Raw genomic sequence first — 18,892 nt, forward strand, 5'->3', positions numbered from 1 at the left:
TCCATACATCACGGAATTTGAGAAACCATGACAATCGCCAAACGACTGCTGCTCCTGATCACCGCCGCCATGCTCGGCCTGCTGCTGGTCGCGGGCCTGGGCATCTACCAGATCACCAGTGTCTACACCGCAGCCAGCGCGAACACCGTGAAGGGCATGCCCAGCCTCAAGGATCTGGACATCGCCCGGGGTGCCTTGGCGGATGTCCGTGCCAATGTGCTGTTGCTCATCGCCGAAGGGCCGACCAAGCGCACCGAGCTGGAACCGCTGATCGCCGCCAGCCGCGCCAAGCTCGAAGACGCACTGAAAACCTACGAGCAGAACGATATCGCCGACGCCAAGGATCGCGCGCTCATGGCTGCCAACCGGGCTGCCCTGCATGAGTACGATCAGGCGCGGGAGAAGGTCATCGCCTTGGTACGCGGCTACCGGCTGGACGATGCACGCGAGACCGCAATCGCCAATGGCGTGATCGCCGCCAAGGTCGCGCAGGCATTGGCGGCGCATATCCAATACAACATCGACCTCGGTAACCTGGCCGACAAAGACGCCCAGTCGACTCGCACCCGCGCCATCACGATGGCAATCGGCATTGCGCTGGCCACGCTGCTGATCGTCGGCATGCTGGGCGTGGCGATCTATCGCAAGATCGACGGCGGCCTGCGCAATGCGCGGGAAACCATCGCCGGCGTTGAATCCTCGCTCGACTTCAACCGGCGGGCGATGGTCTCAGGCAATGACGAAATTGCCCACACCTTGCGGGCGTTCAACCAGTTGATCGCCAGTTTGCAAACCAATCTGCGCACGCTGCGGGATGGCGCAATGGAAGTGGCGCAGACATCCTCCGACTTGCTCGGCGCATCCCAACAGGTGGCGCGCAGCTCCACTACCCAGAGCGAGTCGTCATCGCACATGGCGGCATCGGTCGAGCAGATCACCGTCAGCATCCAACAGATGGCGCAACGAGCCGGTGACGCCAGCGAGCTGTCCGGTGCGGTCGGGCAAAAAGCGGCAAACGGCCAGCAGGTGATCGGCCAGACCAGTAATGACATCCACGCCATCGCCGCCGCCGTGGAAACCGTCGCCGGCGAGATCAGCCAACTCGACATCAAGAGCAAGGAAATCGCCTCTGTCGTCAACGTGATCAAGGACGTGGCGGATCAAACCAACCTCCTGGCGCTCAATGCCGCCATCGAAGCCGCCCGTGCCGGCGAAACCGGTCGTGGTTTCGCGGTGGTCGCGGATGAAGTGCGCAAGCTGGCCGAGCGCACGGCAGCAGCCACGGTAGAGATCGGCGCGATCATTGGCGCGATTCAGGCGGTATCCAGCAACGCCGTGCGCCGCATGGCCGAGGCCATCGCCCAGGTGGAGCAGGGCGTCAGCGGTGCCGGCATCGCGCAGCAGTCGATGACGGACATTCACGCGTCATCCGGCCAGAGCGTGCAAATCGTCAACGAAATCTCCATCGCCATCCGCGAGCAGGGCACGGCGACCACCACCATCGCCCAGCAAGTGGAAAAAGTGGCGCAGATGGCGGAGGCGAATAGCAAGGCTTCGACGCAAGCCGCAGCATTGGCGGCGCGGCTGGAATCGGTATCGGATCAGATGAAACGGGTTGTTGGCGCTTATGCGTTATGAGATATGGGGAAAATATCCATATATACGAATGAATAATCCATATTCCGCATTGTATTTGTCTGAACTGTATCTGGATCGGTGATTTTGTTTGGCGTAGGGCTGAATGAATTTACGAGAGTGTAAATAATGGACCTTAGCTAATAGACCTAATGCGGCGAACACTACACATGCTGATATAACGGAGGCAAATTAGACGTATTGGAACGAAAACGGGATAAGGGCAAGCATCGCCATGAAACATTACTACAACGCCAAGGTTAATGTTAGGCAATCCACTGCCCAGGCTGGTTTTACCTTGATCGAGCTGATGATCGTCATTGCGATCATGGGCATTATTCTGGCCATCGCCATTCCGCGGTATCAGGACTATGTGTTGCGCTCCAAATTGGTGAATGCCATTAATGGCCTCGCTGCCGTGCAGTCCCAGATGGAACAGTATTTCCAGGATAATCGCACCTATTTGAGTATCGGCACGTTCACCACGCCTTGTGCATCGGGTATCAAATATGGTGATTTCGCCATTACCTGCTCCGTATCGGATGCGGTCAGCTATACCCTGCAAGCTAAATCCACTACCGGTCAGGATAGTGGTTTTATCTATACAGTCAGCAATACTGATACCAAATCAACCCAATACGGGCCAGCTTGGGGAAGTACGGCGGTTACCGGCAGTTGTTGGGCCACCACCAAAGGAACCACGGTGTGTTGACCTCCAATTTGCGCTCAACCGGCTTTACCTTGATCGAGATGGTCATTGTTATCGCCATCATGGGTATCTTGATGGCGATTGCATTTCCGGCTTTCTCTGCCTGGATTCAAAACGGGCAGGTCCGCACTGCGGCAGATACGCTGCAAAACGAAATTCGCTATGCAAAGGTAGAAGCCGCGCGATTGAATCGCCAGGTCGTATTTTCACTCGCTGCTTCTGTGCCGACTGATGCGGCAATTCCGGTGCCGGCAGCAAATAGCAATAATTGGTTTATCCAGGTCATTCCAAACGGATTTGTCGGTGATCTGGCGACTTATATACAAGGCGGCACGCTGGCAAACAATAAAATCACTGTCACCGGCGCTGCATCGGTTTGTTTCAATTCAATGGGCCATTTGACCAATACCGGATCACCGCCTGCGGGTGGAAATTGTGCCACGCCAGGGATCGTGAACTACGACGTAACCAGCCAGAAAGGCGATCATCCACTGCGAGTCAGTGTGTCCATTGGCGGGCAAGTCCGTGTATGCGCCCTCGATACATCCAAGACGGCCTGCTGAGGAATACCGCCATGCGATCCCAATTCCAGTCCGGATATCACGCCCAGCAGGGCGTATTGCTTCTGGAAGTGCTGGTTTCCCTGCTGATTTTTTCATTGGCCATTCTCGGCATGGTCGCAGCGCTCACGACTTCAATGCGCACTTCGACCGCTGTCGAAAACAAAAACCGCGCCGCGCTATTGGCAAATGAATTGGCTGCCATCATGCAGGTCAACCATACGGTTTCTCTGCCTTCTGCAACGCTCACTGCCTGGCAGAATCAGTTAAACAGCGCTTCATCCGCCGGGCAAACCAATAGCGGACTGAATGGCTTGCCCAATGCATCAAGCACTGTGGCGGTCAGTGGCACCACCAACGCGACCATCACCATCACCTGGATCGAGCCTAAATCCAAGGGGACGACCAATCCGGTCACCGATTCATATACGACTCAAGTCGTGGTGTTGCCATGACCTCAAGACCTTTCAGGCCGCCATTCCCCCACGCTGCCCAAAACCCCAAGCGGGCCAGCGGATTCAGCGTCGTCGAGCTGATGGTGGTCGTTGCCATCAGTCTCATCATGTCCGTAGCCATCTTTGGCGTGTTGAAGGCATTTGAAGGCCGCAAACGCAGTACGACTTCAGTCAACGATGTCAATCAGGCTGGCAGTTACGCGCTTTATCAACTGGACAAGTTGATTCGCAGCGCCGGATCGGGATACAGCGCCAATGCCGCCAGTACCTATGGCTGCCGTCTCAATGCATCGGTTGGCGGAACGCAAATCCTGCCGGCGGCCACATTGGCCTCTCCTTTTGACAAAGTGCCGGCCATCGTCAATGTCCCTACTGCTGGATCATTCCGCCTGGCGCCGGTGATTATCGTCCCGAGTGCCGGCTATTCAGGAGTGGGTAACAGTGGATCGGACGTCCTCATTGTCATGTCCGGCAGTGCCGGTTATGGCGAGGTCAATTCCTATTTCAAAAAAGCAGCTGCCGCGCCTAACGTGAATTTACTCAACACGCTCGGCTTTTCCAGCAACGATCTCATTCTGTTGGCTGATCAACCGGCCAGCACGGCCAGCACGACCAATATCGAACCGTGTTATATCGAACAAATTGGCGGCACGCCGACTGCGGATCAATTGCCGTTAAGCGGCAGTTATTACCATGCGAGCGGAACCGATAAGTACACCTCCGGAAATGCTGCAAGTATCAACGCCATCAGTTCAAGCGGCATGGCGTTCAATATTGGCAACCTCACCGCCGGTACGCTTAATCTGCCGAACTTCCAGTTGGTCGGGCTTGATGCCACAAACACGCTCTATAGCTACGACCTGCTCAATGCCGTGAGCGCCACGCCCCAGGCGATTGCAGACGGCATATACGATATGCGGGCCGTTTACGGCATATCGGCGTCTTCAACATTAGGCAGCGCCATCACCTGGGTTGCGCCTACCGGCGCTTATGCACCGGCAGCGCTGTTGGCCGGCACGGTTGCTGCCAATGCGGCATTGCAAAAGATCCGTGCCATCCGGATTGGCCTGGTATTGCGGACTTCAGCGCCAGAAAACACCCAGGTCACCACATCGCCATTGACGATGTTCAGCGATCTCACGGCTGGCAATCCGGCACCAAGTTATAGCAAGACGCTCAGCGCCAGTTATCCAAGTACCTATCCCAGCGAACGGAATTATCGCTACCGAATCATCGAATCGAGCATCCCGATTCGCAACACGCTGCTGAACTAGATCATGGCTACCTGCACATCATTGTTCATTCCCGGACGCGTCGTCAGCCCCGCCAGGCGCCAGCAGGGTGTTGTGTTGGTGATCACGCTGGTGGCTATCGTGTTGATCTTTACGGCATCCATTGCCATGTTGCGTTCAGTGCAGGCATCTCAATATTCGGCGGGCAACCTCGCTTTCAAGCGCGACCTGACCAATCAGGCTGATCTGGGGATCAATGCAGCAATTACGGCGATCGGTGGCGGGCTTGGCAATACAACAGCGTTAGCGACAAGCAATTATTCGGCCGTGCAATTGGTCCAATCGGCAAATGCCTACGGCACTAAATCTGCCATTCCAGATGTATTACTCGCAACGCCAGCCGGTACGGCACCGACCGGTCTCAATTCCAGTCTGGCAATCACAGGTACGGGTGGGGCCACGATCTATTACGTGATTGACCGCATGTGCAATAGCACGATGAATTCATCCATCGCGACCGATACCGATTGCAGCTTTCGCCCTGCCGGCAATACACCCCCTGTCATTGGCGGGGAGGTATCCAAGAAAATCGTCACCGCTGGTGATCAGATCGTATACCGCATCAGTGTAAGGGTTGACGGGCCAAGGGGCACGCAGGCATTTACCCAAGCAACCGTTGCTTTTTAAATAGAGGCAATACGTCATGAATGTCCGTCAAGCATCTCCTTGCCACCTTGGTCGATCCATGCCGTGGATGCACTATCTTGTTGTATTGATTGCCAGTATGGGGTTGATGATTGGGGGGGCTAACGCGAGCACGCTTCTGGCTGACCAGCCTATATTCGGTTCTACGGCTGTGCCCGGCAATATGATGCTGGATTTGTCGGTTGAATATCCAACCGCCAATAGCATCGCCTATCCGGCAAGTTTGTCGCCCTATGTGAGCACGACCGGTTTTGTGGGTTATTTCGACCCGAATAAATGTTATGCCTACTATTACGACAACAGCGTCGCACTGAGCAGCGCATCAAATCAAAGTTTCTTTTATCCGGTCGGCGCGACGGATAGTAGCCATCAATGCTCGGATGCCAATCGCTGGAGCGGCAGCTTCATGAATTGGGCCACCATGCAAACCATCGATCCGTTCCGCTGGGCATTGACCGGTGGCTATCGGGCCGTGGATGCAGCTGTTGCCGGTACGGGTGCAACAACCGGTACGGGCACCATTATTGAAAAGGCGTGGGCCTCTGGCGATGGCGGCTCTGGTGAAACACCAAATCGCTCCATCCCGTCCGGCGTCACCGTGAGCACCGTGACCCCGTTTAGTTGGGGCAGTTTTCAATTCCGGATCTGGGGCTTGGGCAATCGCATGCAGTTCATGAGCCCCAGTAGCAGCACAAGCAAAGTCAAGCTTGACGATGGCGTCAATCAGAGCACTACAGGTACGGAATATGACCCAGCCGCAGGCAGTTACAGCACGGACACGATTTATTCCGTCATTGTCCGCGTGCGCGTATGCGATGCAACGGTCAGCCTTGAAACAAATTGCACTCAATACACGGGTACGGATGGCAAGCCGTTGTATAAACCTGAAGGGTTGATGCAGAAATACGCTAATAAAATCCGCTATGGTGCATTTGGTTATCTGAATGATAGCGATATCAAGCGCGATGGCGGGGTATTGCGGGCCAATATGAAATACATTGGTCCTACTTACCCAACACCGGGTAGCCCTGTTGTGACCACCAATGGCAATACCGAGTGGAATGCGGCAACGGGTGTGTTCATCACCAATCCGAACCCCGCCGATGCCACTGCTACGGCAACAGCCATTGGCAGCAGCGCCACCATCGCCAACAGTGGCGTGATCAATTACTTGAACAAATTTGGTGAGACTTCTCACACCTACAAGACTTTTGACCCGGTTTCAGAGCTTTACTATGCATCGATCCGGTATTTTAAAAATCAGGGTGGCGTTGCATCCTATAGCAACAATATTACGTCGACATCGGCCGATGGCTTCCCGGTCATCACGTCGTGGAATGATCCCATTTTGTATTCCTGCCAGAAGAATTTCATTCTGGGCATTGGTGATATAAATACCCACGCCGACGCCAACTTGCCGGGCTCTACGCTCCGCTCCTCCAATGAGCCAACAATTCCTTCTGAAGTCAGCAGCGACGCGACCGTCGATGTGACCAAAGCAACCAATGCAATTGGCAGTATGGAAGGGGTGAAAAATTTAGGTGCCACCTATACGCCGTGTTGTAACGACAACAAGACCCCGGGTGCTACTTACTATATTGCCGGGCTTGCCTACGATTCCCACGTCAATGACATGCGACCGAATGATTTTAAAAATTCGGATGGTACAAAAACATTCATCCAGACGGTCTCGACTTATTGGCTGGATGTGCAGGAATATCAGACCTACACATACCGGAATCAGTATTGGTATGCAGCAAAGTATGGTGGCTTCACTGTACCCAGTGGCTATGTGCCCTATCCAAGCACTGCTGTTGCCTTGACCAACTCCTGGTGGAATACCGGCAGCGCAAAAGATCCTTATGGCAATCTGAAGCCTGATAATTATTTTAGCGGCGGGCAGGCCGATCTGATGGTGGCTGGCCTGACATCGGCATTTGCGAGTATCGCCAGCAAGATCAGTGAGTATTCCACGTCTTTCAGCACGGCTGAACCACGGGTTTCGCAAGACACCAGCAATCCGAGCGTTGCCTATAGCAGCTATTACGATACCGGCACGTGGTCGGGTAACGTGATCGCCAGCACGGTCACCTATACCTCTTCTACCGGCGCACTATCCCTGGCAGCGATCTCCGGCTGGTCTGCCCGGGATATTCTGAATACGCAAGCCAGCGGAACAGGATGGGATTCCGCCCGTTTCATTGCTACGTATAGCGGCGGCAAAGGGGTGCCGTTTCGCCGGTCGAAACTGGCAAGTGCCGATGCAGCCGCACTCGATCCTGCGGCCTTGTTAAGCTCACCCAATAATGTTGCCAGCAGCACAACGCAAACGAATTACGTCAATTACTTGCGTGGCGATCAAAGCAATGAAGTGAATTCAACCGTATCCACCAGCACGTACGCTTATCGGGCCCGCTCGTATTTATTGGGCGACATTGTGGACTCCAAGGTGGTTCCGGTTGATGCCCCGAGTGCTTATTATTCAGATACGACGAATCCCGGATACGGTACGTTCAAAAGCAACAATGCAACACGCAAGACCGTCATTTACGTCGGTGCCAATGACGGGATGCTGCATGCCGTCGATGGTAGTGCTACGACCAGCGCTGGCGGTGGCAAAGAACTGTTTGCCTATGTCCCGGGGGCGATTTATCAAAGTTTGACCGGCGCAGCTCAGGGGGCTAGCACGGCGGAACTTGCCCGATTCGGTATTCCTGGTGGCTCATTTGTTCACTACAACTATGTCAACGCGACACCTGTCGTCACCGATATCGATATGGGCAATGCAGGTGGTCATACCGGCACGGCTAATTGGACATCGTTGTTGGTGGGGGGGCTTGGCAAAGGCGGTAAAAGTTTTTATTCGCTCGACGTAACGAGCCCGTCGACTTTGAGCAATGAAACCACGCTGGCCAGTGCAGTGAAATGGGAGTTTACCGATAGCACCATGGGGTACTCATTTGGTAGCCCCATCATGGCTAAAACGGCGCAGTATGGCTGGGTGGTATTGCTCACCTCTGGCTACAATGCCAGCGGCGGTGCGGGATATTTATATATCGTCGATCCAACGACGGGCACCCTGTTGCAGAAAATTGCTGCAGTCGATAGCAAAAACGCGAGCGTGGTTTCAAATGGGCTGACCTATGCCAGCGGCTATACAACCGATATCACCGATGCAACCGTTGAATCGGTTTATGCTGGCGACTTGAACGGCAATGTATGGCGTTTTGATCTGACGGCAACTTCCGGCACTTATCCAAGCCCCACGCGTATTGCATACCTCACTGATGCGTCCGGCAAGGCTCAACCGATTACGACCAAGCCGGCGATACAAATCATATCGGGCACCCGTCAGCGTTATGTTGTAGTTGGTACGGGGAAACTGCTGGATTCCAGCGATATATTGAATAGCCAGAAGAATACGGTTTACGCAATCCTGGATGGCACTCAGAGCGCGCCCTATACCGCTACGACACTCCCGTCCGGGTATACCTTTCCGATTACCCGTTCTCAGCTGAATGCCAATACGGATTTGACGGCCGGCATCGGTACATCGCCAACATCGGGGATGGGTTGGTATTATGATCTTGCGGTTTCAAGTGCCAATATTGCTGAGCAAATCAACGTCTCGCCTGTCGCTTATCTGAATTACCTGGTATTTGCAGCAAACCAAACCAATGGCGATGCCTGCAACCCCACCGGTAACAATAGAGAGTTTGCGGTCAACTTGACGACGGGTAAAAGCATATTGATCGATAGTAGCGGCGCTACGGTGACGGCTAATTCCGGCTCGGGCTTGGTGACTGATATTGTTATTCTTAATGTTTCCGGGGGCTCTGGCTCGACGTCCAGCTCAAGTACGACGCAAATCTATACTTGTAACGATAGCGGTAAATGTACTCAGCAGAAGAAATCGCCAGATGCAAGCGGTAGTGTGACAAAAGTAAATTGGCGAGAAATCCCGACCACCAACTAAGCAGATAGAGTGGTAAATGTATTTGAGTAGGCGTGACAGGAAGGGTGGTTTGATGGCCGCCCTTTTTGTTTCTGTTGTCTTCCATGCTTGTATCGGGATGGTTTTTGCCGTGCTGGTGCGGATGAGCACGCTCGCAAACCATGCTGTCGCCGTTGCTGATGTGCCGGAAACTGTATATTTAGGCAAAAAACCGGATAAAAAATCTGAGTCCGCACTTAATCAGGTTGATAAAACACCCAGGCAAAAAACGGATTTGAAAGAATCAATCCATGATCAAGAGCAAGCAACCCAGCCTTCAATGCTGGATGCCGATTTCATGTTTTATCCCCCGCAAGAAGTCGATCAGTTACCGATGCCGCGCAGTGCGCCGGATTTCGATAGTTTGCAAGGCATGCCCTCATCTGGATTTCCGATTGACCTCCGTATATTCATTGATGGCAATGGCAAGGTTTATCGTGTGGTCGTTTTAAAGGCATTTGACGATGACATTCCCTTTGCGAATCGCATTGCAGACGTGATGCTGAAGACGGCGTTTGTACCCGCAAGGCACGGCAAGATCGACGTGAGTACCTATATAGACCGGGAGTTCTATTTTGAACCGCAGCCTTGATATGGGGCGGATTCGCTGATGAGCTTGGGGTGCTGCTCGATCACAGCTACATCCCCACGCCACACGACGTTGTAAAACAGCCGGCTGAGCAGTTCAAAAAGCTTTTTAAACATTCTGAGAAAGCTTTTAGACAGCATCTTGCAGTGCCAATGGTATAGTCGGTTGTCCTTGATTCACACCAGCCCATCACGACCATGAAACGCTATTTGTTGTTGGTTTTTGCGCTTGCCCTTGTTCTGAGTGGTTGCGGTTACAACACCCTGCAGGCAGAAGACGAAGCCGTATCGGCCGCCTGGTCGGAAGTATTGAATCAATACCAGCGGCGGGCTGATCTGGTGCCGAATCTCGTCAACACGGTCAAAGGCTATGCCGCACATGAGAAAGACGTGCTGCTGGAAGTGACCGCGGCGCGTACCCAAGTCGGCTCGGTGCCGGCAAGCCCCGACTTGATCAAGGACGACGCCCGCTTTGGCCAATATCAGCAGGCGCAAGCAGGGATGACGCAGGCGCTATCGCATTTGATGGTCGTGGCCGAACGTTATCCCGACCTAAAAGCCAGCAACAATTTCCGCGATCTCGCCGCCCAGCTGGAAGGCACGGAAAACCGGATTACCGTGGCGCGCAATCGCTATATCAAGGCGGTGCAAGCGTTCAATACCACCGTGCGATCCTTCCCCAGCAATCTCACCGCCAATGCCACCGGCCTCAAGGCCAAACCCAATTTCGCCGTGCAGAACGAACAAAAGCTTGGCGAAGCCCCCAAGGTTGAATTTGGCGCCAAGCAATGAAGCGCATCTGGCTTGCACTCTTGCTGTGGGGGCTGGCAGCCCTTGCGGGCGCGCAGACCGCCATCCCGCCTTTTCAGCAACGCGTTACCGATTTAACACATACCTTGTCCGCGCGGGAGCAATGGCAACTCTCTGACCAATTGCAACTATTGGAAGAACGCAAAGGCAGTCAGGTGGTGGTGTTGATCGTGGCGCAGACGCTGCCGGAAACGATCGAGCAATACAGCCTGCGGGTGGCCGAATCCTGGAAGCTGGGCCGTAAAGGCGTTGACGACGGCGTGCTCATCCTCGTGGTGAAGAACGACCACAAAGCCCGCATCGAGGTGGGCTATGGCCTGGAAGGCACGCTGACCGATGTGGCATGCAGCCAGATCATCCGCGAGCGCATGGCGCCGGCTTTGCAAGACGGGCGCTGGGCAGAAGGCATCCAGCAGGGCGTAACGCAAGTGACGACGCTGATCAACGGCGGGCCGCTGCCAACGCATCCGCCTTCCCCCACCCATGCGGCCTCCGCGCTGGTTACCGCCTCCGCCGTTGCTGCCGTCCAGCCTGATGCGGCGACGAGTACATCCTCGCTCGGCTTGCATCCGTTTTTCATGTTTGTACTGATCGCTTGCTGCATACTCGCCAGCTTCAAATTCCGGCGCTGGGTTTGTCGCACCGTGATGTCCGTGGCAAGCCTTGGCGCATCGCTGCTGATCGGTCAGGCCCTCACGGCTTCGATCCTGCAAGTGGCCCTGGTGCTGGTGATCTGCGTGATTCTGCAAAGCGCTCGCTTTTGGGCTGTCATCGTTTGGATTCTGGAACGCACCGAGTTCACCAGTGGCAATGACAGCGTCCGTGGTTCTGCAGATGACGGGCGAGGGAAGGGCGGCGGCTTTGGTGGTGGTGGGGCGTCTGGCTAAGGTCGAACGGTCATTTCTGAATCACGTTCACGCGTTTACGTCGGGCCAATTGCCGTGCTTTCTTCATGTTGGTGCGTCGCTTGGGCCAATCAATGCCGCAGTACCCCAATAAATTGGAAATCCCAACAGCCCCGAGCAGCAAAGCCCCAAAGCTCATAAATAGCAAAATCCCCAACTTCGCACCGACGACTCTTTTGAATTCTTGCAAAGTACGCTCTGGATGCTTGGGGTTGAAATAAACAGTCATGGTGGCGTTTTGCTTATAGCTGACCCAACGGCTGCGTACGTGCTCAAGGCCCGATTGGCGCGTTTCTTTTTCTTCAAACTCGCCGTCGTACGGCTTGCCATTGACCCAGTAGCGATATTTGATGGTTATCGTACCGCCGCGCTGAAAGTAATAGATGTTGCTGGATGTAATCGTCGCGGTGGTTGAGGGCCATTCTTTGCTATTCATGGCCTCTATCAGATCACCCGTTGCAAAGGGGATGGTGAGTAGGAGCATCAGTGACATGGCAATAACAAAGATGGAAAACAGGCCGCCGAGGATGTTTTTTATAAGAAAAATAGTATTCTCCAATTGGCGGATTTTCTGTGGGAGCCTATTTGCTGGTAACCGTTAGCTAAACAAATTTCGCTATCTGCTCAGAGAGAATGTCGCGGTTTGAGGCGCTCAAGGTGAAAATGTTAAATCTATAATCCTTTCATTTTTCCTAAACGTCTTGGTTGCATTTATTTTTAGGTGGTATTGACGTGATGGAGAAACGAAATACTGAGAAATTATCTCGTAGGTATAGCGTTGTTGGTATGTGCTCGGCATTTTTCCCTGGCTATCTAGTGTTTCTCGCTCTTTGAGTTCTCCTAGAATTTCTTTCCATTCTTTTTCGCCTGCTGCACCGGTGGTATTTTCTAAGAATTCACTCTTTGTGAGGATAATTCTGCAGCCTTGCTCAATTTTTGGAGTGCCTTCCAGTGAAAAAATATCGCAATCATACCAAGAGTAATCATCTAGAACGGCGGGAAGGTAAACGGGACTGGAGAATTGAAAGATATAAAATTTCTTTCCATCCATTTGTTTGATATCGGACTTAAAAAAATGAACATCCTCTATTGGCAACGAAGGTGTAGGTGGTTTGTAGAAATATTTGGTGGCCCAGAATGTTGCGAGCAATAGGGTCAAAGATACTGCGCAAAATAACAATGTGTTAAGCGTTCTGTTTTTCATAGTGAATTAATTGCCGCTCAGATATGAATCTGTCACTTTCAGTAATTTTTGGAAGGCGCTAAACCCTTTTGATGTTTTCAGGTTAATGAGTGCTCTGGCATCGCCATGAGTTATCTTTGGTGCCGCTAGGTTTTCGTCAGCTTTTTTTACTGTCCATCTAGCGCCCGCTGTTGCTACTGCATTGTCGGTGAGTTTTTCTTCGCTTGTTCCAAACCAACCTTCTGTATGAACGTTTATCCAATATTTTGGAACAGGATTTGGTTCGGATAAGTTAGGTATGGCTGTTAAGGCAGGAATCCATCGATGTGGGGAAAAATAGCGTTCTCCAACTGGATCTAACGTAATAAGTAAATCTGTTTGCCCTTGCTTGATCTCAAGTGCCATGATTTTTTCTACCAATTCCGCACCTTTCCACCCTCCCAGGCTATGTCCAACCACAATTAGGCCAGGGTTCTGTCCATTTGTCGCATATGTGATCTTTATATCTTCCAGAGTGCTTTTCAATGCTTGATCATAGCCGCAGTAGATGGTCTTTACCCTGTTTTTTACTGGTAGGCTAACATCGCTATTTTTTGATCCCGAGACGACACCATCCTTTTCTTTGTCGTAAAAATGACCTTCAAAGAGGGTGTTGGGATATTTTTTTTGAACTTCCCTTACATAGTTACGCTGTTGAGCTCCCATAATATATGTCGGCCCTTGCCCCGCAAACGAATCATAATCCGCTGCCCCACCCACAAAAATAACAATCAGCTTTAGTTTTGGTGGCGTGTATTGAATCGTCGTTGTAGGTCGATCAACTGCGGTATTAACGGTAACGGGTTTTGCCATCTCGAAGTAGCCTGGGGTGTTACATCTGATTGAAAATGAATGCTTCTAACGAACTTGGCTCAACTAAGATTTATGTTCGTCAATTTTTTGAATTGCTTCATACCCATAGAAGATTTGCAGTTTCTTGGGCGAAGCACTGTGAATACGCTGCGTCATGCCACTTTTATCTGTTTCACCAAAGTAAACCTTTCCCTCTTCCGTGCGAACGAAATAGGGTACTTGGGCTTGTGGCAAACCAGTCTCGGGTGATTTGACTTCAAATTGGTGGCTATGCAAGTCCGAGTGAGGCATCTCTGGCGGCTGCCAGCCTTTCCAGGTCGGCCCGCCCAAACTATGGCTCGCTCCCTTGATATCAATCGGCCCGGGCGCGTGAATTTCGATATTGCCGCCTGAAATGCGGATATAGCCGCCGCCAGAAGCCAGCAGAATTTCCTTGCCCGCATTGATCACGATCTTTTCGTTGGCGGTCTCGGCGATGTCTTTGGCGGCGGTGACTTCGATATTGTCGGCTTGGGCCTGCATTTGGATTTTGCCCTTGGCCACAATCAGCTTCAGCGCCACCTTGTCCTTTACCCCCGCCACGAACAGCGAGATGTGCTCCCCGACGTTATGCAACCAGCGTCGTCCCGAGGTCTGATTGGTATCGCGCTGTGCGACCCAATCCAGATTGCTGCCGGCGGTAATGGTTTGGGATAGCGGCGTAGTCGAGGCAATCCCCGCCGGGGCGGAGAGGACGAGGAGCGGTTGTTGCCCGGCCTGGTCCTGGCTGCCGGATTTGGCTTCCTTGTCGGTGTTGCTGCCCTTGTCCCAGCTTTTGAGCGCGTCTTTCAAGTGCTGCTGGTGGCCCAGTGGTCTGCTTCGGCCCGGCGCTGTTGTCGCTCTGGACGGTGAGGTTGTCCTTGCCCGTTTCCGTGGTATCCGCCTGTTGATGCGTGGCGGTGTCGCTCAGGGTTTGCGCCAGGGCGAAGGCGGCATCGAGTTGGGATTGCGCTTCGCTGCGATCCAGCTGTTTGCCGGAAGCGCCGTTGCGGGCGTCGGCACTGATCAATAAGCCGTGGCCGGCGCGGACGGCACCGTGGCGGTCGGTCCTGAGCTCAAACCCTTCCCCCCGCGCTTCGGCCTTGCCGTCGCTTCTGGGGTGGGTGAGGTAACCCTGATTGAGCTGGGTTTTGCCGTGTTCCGAGGAGAGCTTGGTGCGGACTTCGCCGGTGGAATCATCGAACAACAGTTCGTTGTACTGGCTGCCTTTGTATTCCTGGCTCTTGAGGCCGGACAGGGTCTTGTTGGCGGGGAGAGAGCCTGCACCGCTGAAGGTCGGGGTGCGGTGCGCGCCGTTGAACAACACACCAGTCACCAGCGGCCGGTCGATATCGCCTTCGACGAACTGCACCACCACTTCCTGCCCGACGCGCGGGATGTGTTGCGTGCCCCAGCCATCACCAGCACTCGGATACGCCACCCGGACCCAGCAGCTGCTGTTGTCGTCGCGGTTGGCGCCGCTTTGGGGATGTTCGTCCGGCCGTTGCCAGTGCAGCTGGATCTTGATGCGGCCCATCGCATCGGTGTGAATCTCTTCACCCGCTGGGCCGACCACAGTAGCGGTTTGCAGCCCCGGTGCGGTGGGTTTGCTGTGGTCGGTATCGGCGAAGGCGGGGTTGAGCGGAATGCCGCGCCGGACGGCCTCCAGCTGTACCTTGAACGGCTGTGCTGGCGCATCGTTCTGCGCCAACAAACCACGCACACCCTGCTGCAGATCACCGGGCAGGTTGTTATAAGCAGTGAGGGTATGGCCGGTGACGGTGAACTGGCGGTTCTCCGGCGCATCGTCGTCATGGGCCGGATGGCTGTCGAGCTGGAACCATTCGCCGATGTTCAAGGACCGGACGGTGCCTTCGCCAGAGAAGGTCTTGGCCGCCCGATCGAACGCTTGCTGGCGCAACTGCGCATAGCGCGCCAGATCGTCGCTGTCCTGACCGAAGTAACCACCCGGTGCGTCGTAATGGGTGAGGGTGCTTTGCGCTTGTCGGCCGCCGTCGCCATGATCGACGGCAGTGCCGTCTTCCGCCTTGAGCGCATCGACCGGCTTGTAGTCGAAACTCGCCAGTTGCACCTGACCGGGGGTGATCTGCCGCACCGCGCCCCACTGGGTCAGGGTGTCGTCGGCTTCGGTGGTGGCGGCGCGATGGAAGCGGATGCGGGCTTGCTCGGCGGCATCGAGTTGATACGGATCATCGAAGGCCACAAACGTCGTGACCGGTGCATCCCCGGCGGTAAAACGGAAGCGATAGGCAATGCCTTCCTCAGCCAGCAGCCGCTGGATGAAATCCAGATCGGATTCACGGTACTGGGCACAGTAGGAGCGTTGCGGGTAGGTCTTGGATAAATCGAACTCGGCGGCAAAGCTGGCGGCGATGGCCGGATTGCCAGCGATATGCTCATCGAGGATCTGTTTGACGATCTCGGGGACAGAAACGTCCTGAAACACCCGGCTGGTCGTTCGTTGCCGCAACAGCGCCAGTGGCGGTTCGATGGTCAGGTCGTAACGACTGAAACCGCCATCGGAACCGGCGAACTCGGCGGCGGTCACCAAGCCCGTGATGACCTGCCGGCCACCATCGGCCGAGAGAATGCCGACTTCCACCCCCAGACCCAACAAGGTCTTGAGTTCCAGGCTCACATCCGACGACAAACACTGCAGCGTGTAGCGGTAGCAACTAGACAACTGCCCTGAGCCAGATAACACATGCGGCAACAGGGTATCGGCGGCCGGGCCGCTGCCGTCGCTGAAGTGGAGTTCAAGCAGCCGGTTGGCTTGGCTGAAGGCGGTGGCGAAGGACGCGAGGAGGGTGTCGAGCATGGACGACCGGCAGACGGAATCTGGGAAGTTCGACAGCTTAATGGTTATTTACACGAAAGGAAATAGACAGTTACCCGATATTAAGCGCGCTTCGCAAGCGGGGGAGATTCGACATGGGGCTTACGATTTTGGGCGCATGGCATCATTCCGCACTGCGCTGCATGGCGATGAAGCAACGTCCCCATTTTCGCGAAACTGTTCTTTTTTGGTGAACAGTAATTTATCGATATGCCGATTTATCCAGCCAATGTGCTCGGCCAGAATGGCTGCCATCTGAACCAGCGCTGCAACACCTCCGGCAAGACCAGATGCCCGCCGCGTTCTTCACTGGTCAGCAATTCTCCAGCTCAAACAGGATAAGTCATCATGTTCCAGAAAAACTTTGCTCGTACCCTCATCGCCGCCTCGCTGACCTTGGGCGTGATCGCCTCCGCCGGCGCAGCGGGCCAGCCGCTCAAGCTGGCTGTGTACAACCCGGGTGACAAAGGCATCTTCGCCGTCTCGTCCGAACTGATTACCGGCCAGAAAGAGGCCGTGCTGGTCGATGCGCAATTCGCCAAGGCGGATGCCGAGCAGCTGGTGAAAATGATCAAGGACAGCGGCAAGACGCTGACCACTGTTTATATCAGTCACAGCGATCCGGATTTCTACTTCGGTCTGGACGTGATCAAGGCCGCGTTCCCCAAGGCCAGGATCGTTGCTACGCCGCAAACGGTCGCCGCGATCAAGGCGAGCATGGAAGGCAAGCTGCAATACTGGGGCCCGATCCTGAAAGACAACGCGCCCAAGTCGCTGGTGCTGCCGGACGTATTGAAGGGCAATACGATCAAGCTGGAAGGCAAGACGCTGGAAATCGTCGGCCTGAACGGCCCGAGCCCGGATCGCACCTTTGTGTGGGCGCCGTCACTGAAGGCGGCGTTCGGTGGCGTGGTGGTGTTTGGTCAGGAACATGTGTGGGTGGCGGATACGCAAACGCCGCAATCGCGCCAGAACTGGTTCAAGGTGCTGGACAAGATCGAAGCGCTGAAGCCGACGACGGTGGTGCCGGGCCACTTTGCCGCGGGCGCGCCGCAGACGGTTGAATCGGTGCAGTTCACGCGTGATTACTTGCAGGCGTTCGAGCAGGAAGCGGCCAAGGCGAAGGATTCTGCCGAGCTGATTGCGGCGATCAAGGCGCGTTACCCGACCCTCTCTGGCGCGGCCAGCCTGGAGATCAGTGCCAAGGTGATCAAGGGTGAGATGAAGTGGCCGCAGTGATGGGGGGGAGGGAGCGTCAATGTAGCCCGGACGGCTTTGCCGGCCGGGGGCACGGTATAAACGGGCAGCGGCGATTCTAGATGTGATGTCACCCGGCCGGCGAAGCCGTCCGGGCTACGGTGTTATCTCCCCTCTCCCATCCCGTGCAAGGCTTTTTCCCTTGTTCAGGGAAAGTGGGAGAGGGTTAGGGAGAGGGTGCCAGCAAGGTCGCTGAAGCTTGCACGACCCTCACCCCCGGCCCCTCTCCCATAAATGGGCGAGGGGAGAAAGGTCCTTGCAGAAGCCCCGCGCATCAAATCAATGCACCGCCATTGGCACCGGCAATGGTGCAGGCCGGCCATGTGCATAGCCTTGCTGATACTGGCAACCCAGCTGTTGCGCCAGCTGCTCATCCGCGCTGGTTTCAATCCCTTCGCAGACGATCCGTAGCCCCTTGGCTGCGAGGCTGTGCACTAATTCGCGTAGTACCTGGAACACCCGTTTGGAGCGCGTCGCGGCCAGCAGGCAGCGTCGATCCAGCTTGATCACATCGAAGCGCGTGGTCAGTGTGCCGAGGAAGCTGCTTTCCCGCACGCCGACATCATCCAGCGCCACGGTCACGCCGGCTTCGCGCAGGGTGGCGATCAAGCCCATTTCGTCGGTCGAGAGCGGGTCGGTTTCCAGAATTTCCACCCATAGCATCATCCCGATGCGGCGCATGGATTGCGCCAGCCGGATCAGCGCGGATCGATAGTCGCTGTCGGTGAGGGCGGGGCTGACGTTGATCGAGACGAAGTGCGCGCCCTGGCTGTGCAGAAAGGGCACGTCCAGCTCCAGATGCCGCAGCATGCATTTGTTGATGAGCAGATGTTCCGTGTCGCTCAGCGCTTCAAAGTCGATGGATAGGAAGGTGCCATCCTTGGCCGCCTGGCGCGTCAGCAGTTCATAACCGGCCAAGCGCGCCTTGCGGTCGATGATGGGCTGGTAGTAGGGCCGCAACGTGCGTTGTTCGCGGATTTCCGCCACGGGGAGGGGGAGTGTCATGGACGTTCCTTTAGGGATCGATTTGGGATCGAATCGGATACCCATGACCTTCCGCCTTTCGTGTTTGGGGGACAAAGAAGCTCAAGAAAGGTTAAAAACGTTGGTTTTGTTCTGCGGGAGTTTTGAG

The 18,892-nt window shown here is 54.9% G+C and carries 17 protein-coding genes; 11 read left to right on the top strand and 6 right to left on the bottom strand.

Annotated elements, in window-relative coordinates; genetic code table 11:
* Positions 1-27: 27 nt before the first annotated feature.
* The 10 genes from BR41_RS04180 to BR41_RS04225 all read left to right on the top strand — a co-directional run bounded on the left by BR41_RS04180 (position 28) and on the right by BR41_RS04225 (position 11,575).
* A complete protein-coding gene (locus BR41_RS04180; protein ID WP_035053165.1) occupies positions 28-1,638 on the top strand; it encodes a methyl-accepting chemotaxis protein in 1,611 nt (536 codons plus the stop codon).
* Between the two features lie 232 nt (positions 1,639-1,870).
* Complete coding sequence (locus BR41_RS04185) at positions 1,871-2,347, top strand: type IV pilin protein (RefSeq protein ID WP_035053167.1); 477 nt, start codon at positions 1,871-1,873, stop codon at positions 2,345-2,347.
* Positions 2,341-2,907: a GspH/FimT family pseudopilin gene (locus BR41_RS04190; RefSeq protein WP_051710070.1), complete on the top strand. Its 567-nt coding sequence runs from the start codon at positions 2,341-2,343 to the stop codon at positions 2,905-2,907. Before BR41_RS04185 ends, BR41_RS04190 begins: the two co-directional genes overlap by 7 nt.
* 11 nt (positions 2,908-2,918) lie before the next feature.
* The gene (locus BR41_RS04195) at positions 2,919-3,359 is read left to right on the top strand and encodes a hypothetical protein (protein ID WP_051710072.1); all 441 of its coding nucleotides are present in this window, start codon (positions 2,919-2,921) and stop codon (positions 3,357-3,359) included.
* Positions 3,356-4,633, top strand: coding sequence for a PilW family protein (locus tag BR41_RS04200; protein ID WP_084186827.1), 1,278 nt, complete (start codon positions 3,356-3,358; stop codon positions 4,631-4,633). Before BR41_RS04195 ends, BR41_RS04200 begins: the two co-directional genes overlap by 4 nt.
* A 3-nt stretch (positions 4,634-4,636) precedes the next feature.
* Positions 4,637-5,278, top strand: coding sequence for a pilus assembly PilX family protein (locus BR41_RS04205; protein ID WP_156970555.1), 642 nt, complete (start codon positions 4,637-4,639; stop codon positions 5,276-5,278).
* A gap of 16 nt (positions 5,279-5,294) precedes the next feature.
* A complete protein-coding gene (locus tag BR41_RS04210; RefSeq protein WP_084186828.1) occupies positions 5,295-9,272 on the top strand; it encodes a pilus assembly protein in 3,978 nt (1,325 codons plus the stop codon).
* Between the two features lie 52 nt (positions 9,273-9,324).
* Positions 9,325-9,882, top strand: a complete 558-nt coding sequence (locus tag BR41_RS04215; RefSeq protein WP_156970556.1) for a hypothetical protein — start codon at positions 9,325-9,327, stop codon at positions 9,880-9,882.
* A 194-nt stretch (positions 9,883-10,076) separates the two neighbouring features.
* A complete protein-coding gene (locus tag BR41_RS04220) occupies positions 10,077-10,670 on the top strand; it encodes a LemA family protein (RefSeq protein ID WP_035053175.1) in 594 nt (197 codons plus the stop codon).
* Positions 10,667-11,575 (top strand): TPM domain-containing protein, encoded by a 909-nt coding sequence (locus BR41_RS04225; protein ID WP_035053177.1) that lies wholly within the window; start codon positions 10,667-10,669, stop codon positions 11,573-11,575. Before BR41_RS04220 ends, BR41_RS04225 begins: the two co-directional genes overlap by 4 nt.
* Before the next feature lie 10 nt (positions 11,576-11,585).
* Here the strand turns inward: BR41_RS04225 and BR41_RS04230 are convergent, their stop codons facing one another.
* The 5 genes from BR41_RS04230 to BR41_RS04235 all read right to left on the bottom strand — a co-directional run bounded on the left by BR41_RS04230 (position 11,586) and on the right by BR41_RS04235 (position 16,485).
* Positions 11,586-12,152 carry a DUF3592 domain-containing protein gene (locus BR41_RS04230; RefSeq protein WP_084186829.1) on the bottom strand — a complete coding sequence of 189 codons (567 nt, stop codon included), beginning with the start codon at positions 12,150-12,152 and terminating at the stop codon, positions 11,586-11,588.
* A 93-nt stretch (positions 12,153-12,245) separates the two neighbouring features.
* Positions 12,246-12,797, bottom strand: a complete 552-nt coding sequence (locus BR41_RS23980) for a hypothetical protein (RefSeq protein WP_156970557.1) — start codon at positions 12,795-12,797, stop codon at positions 12,246-12,248.
* 6 nt (positions 12,798-12,803) lie between these two features.
* Entirely contained in the window at positions 12,804-13,628 is an 825-nt protein-coding gene (locus tag BR41_RS23985) for a hypothetical protein (RefSeq protein ID WP_156970558.1), read from the bottom strand.
* A 63-nt stretch (positions 13,629-13,691) separates the two neighbouring features.
* Positions 13,692-14,342 (bottom strand): DUF2345 domain-containing protein, encoded by a 651-nt coding sequence (locus tag BR41_RS25500; protein ID WP_308417272.1) that lies wholly within the window; start codon positions 14,340-14,342, stop codon positions 13,692-13,694.
* Positions 14,236-16,485 (bottom strand): type VI secretion system Vgr family protein, encoded by a 2,250-nt coding sequence (locus BR41_RS04235; protein WP_051710082.1) that lies wholly within the window; start codon positions 16,483-16,485, stop codon positions 14,236-14,238. The genes BR41_RS25500 and BR41_RS04235 overlap by 107 nt, the downstream gene beginning before the upstream one ends.
* Positions 16,486-16,851: 366 nt before the next feature.
* On the opposite strand from BR41_RS04235, the gene BR41_RS04240 reads away from it, so the two are divergent.
* Positions 16,852-17,742 (top strand): MBL fold metallo-hydrolase, encoded by an 891-nt coding sequence (locus tag BR41_RS04240; RefSeq protein WP_035053181.1) that lies wholly within the window; start codon positions 16,852-16,854, stop codon positions 17,740-17,742.
* Between the two features lie 297 nt (positions 17,743-18,039).
* On the opposite strand, the gene BR41_RS04245 is transcribed toward BR41_RS04240, so the two are convergent.
* Entirely contained in the window at positions 18,040-18,765 is a 726-nt protein-coding gene (locus BR41_RS04245) for an EAL domain-containing protein (protein ID WP_169741246.1), read from the bottom strand.
* Positions 18,766-18,892 lie beyond the last annotated feature (127 nt).

Origin of the sequence: Andreprevotia chitinilytica DSM 18519 (genome assembly GCF_000711875.1) — a bacterium.
GTDB classification, from domain to species: domain Bacteria; phylum Pseudomonadota; class Gammaproteobacteria; order Burkholderiales; family Chitinibacteraceae; genus Andreprevotia; species Andreprevotia chitinilytica.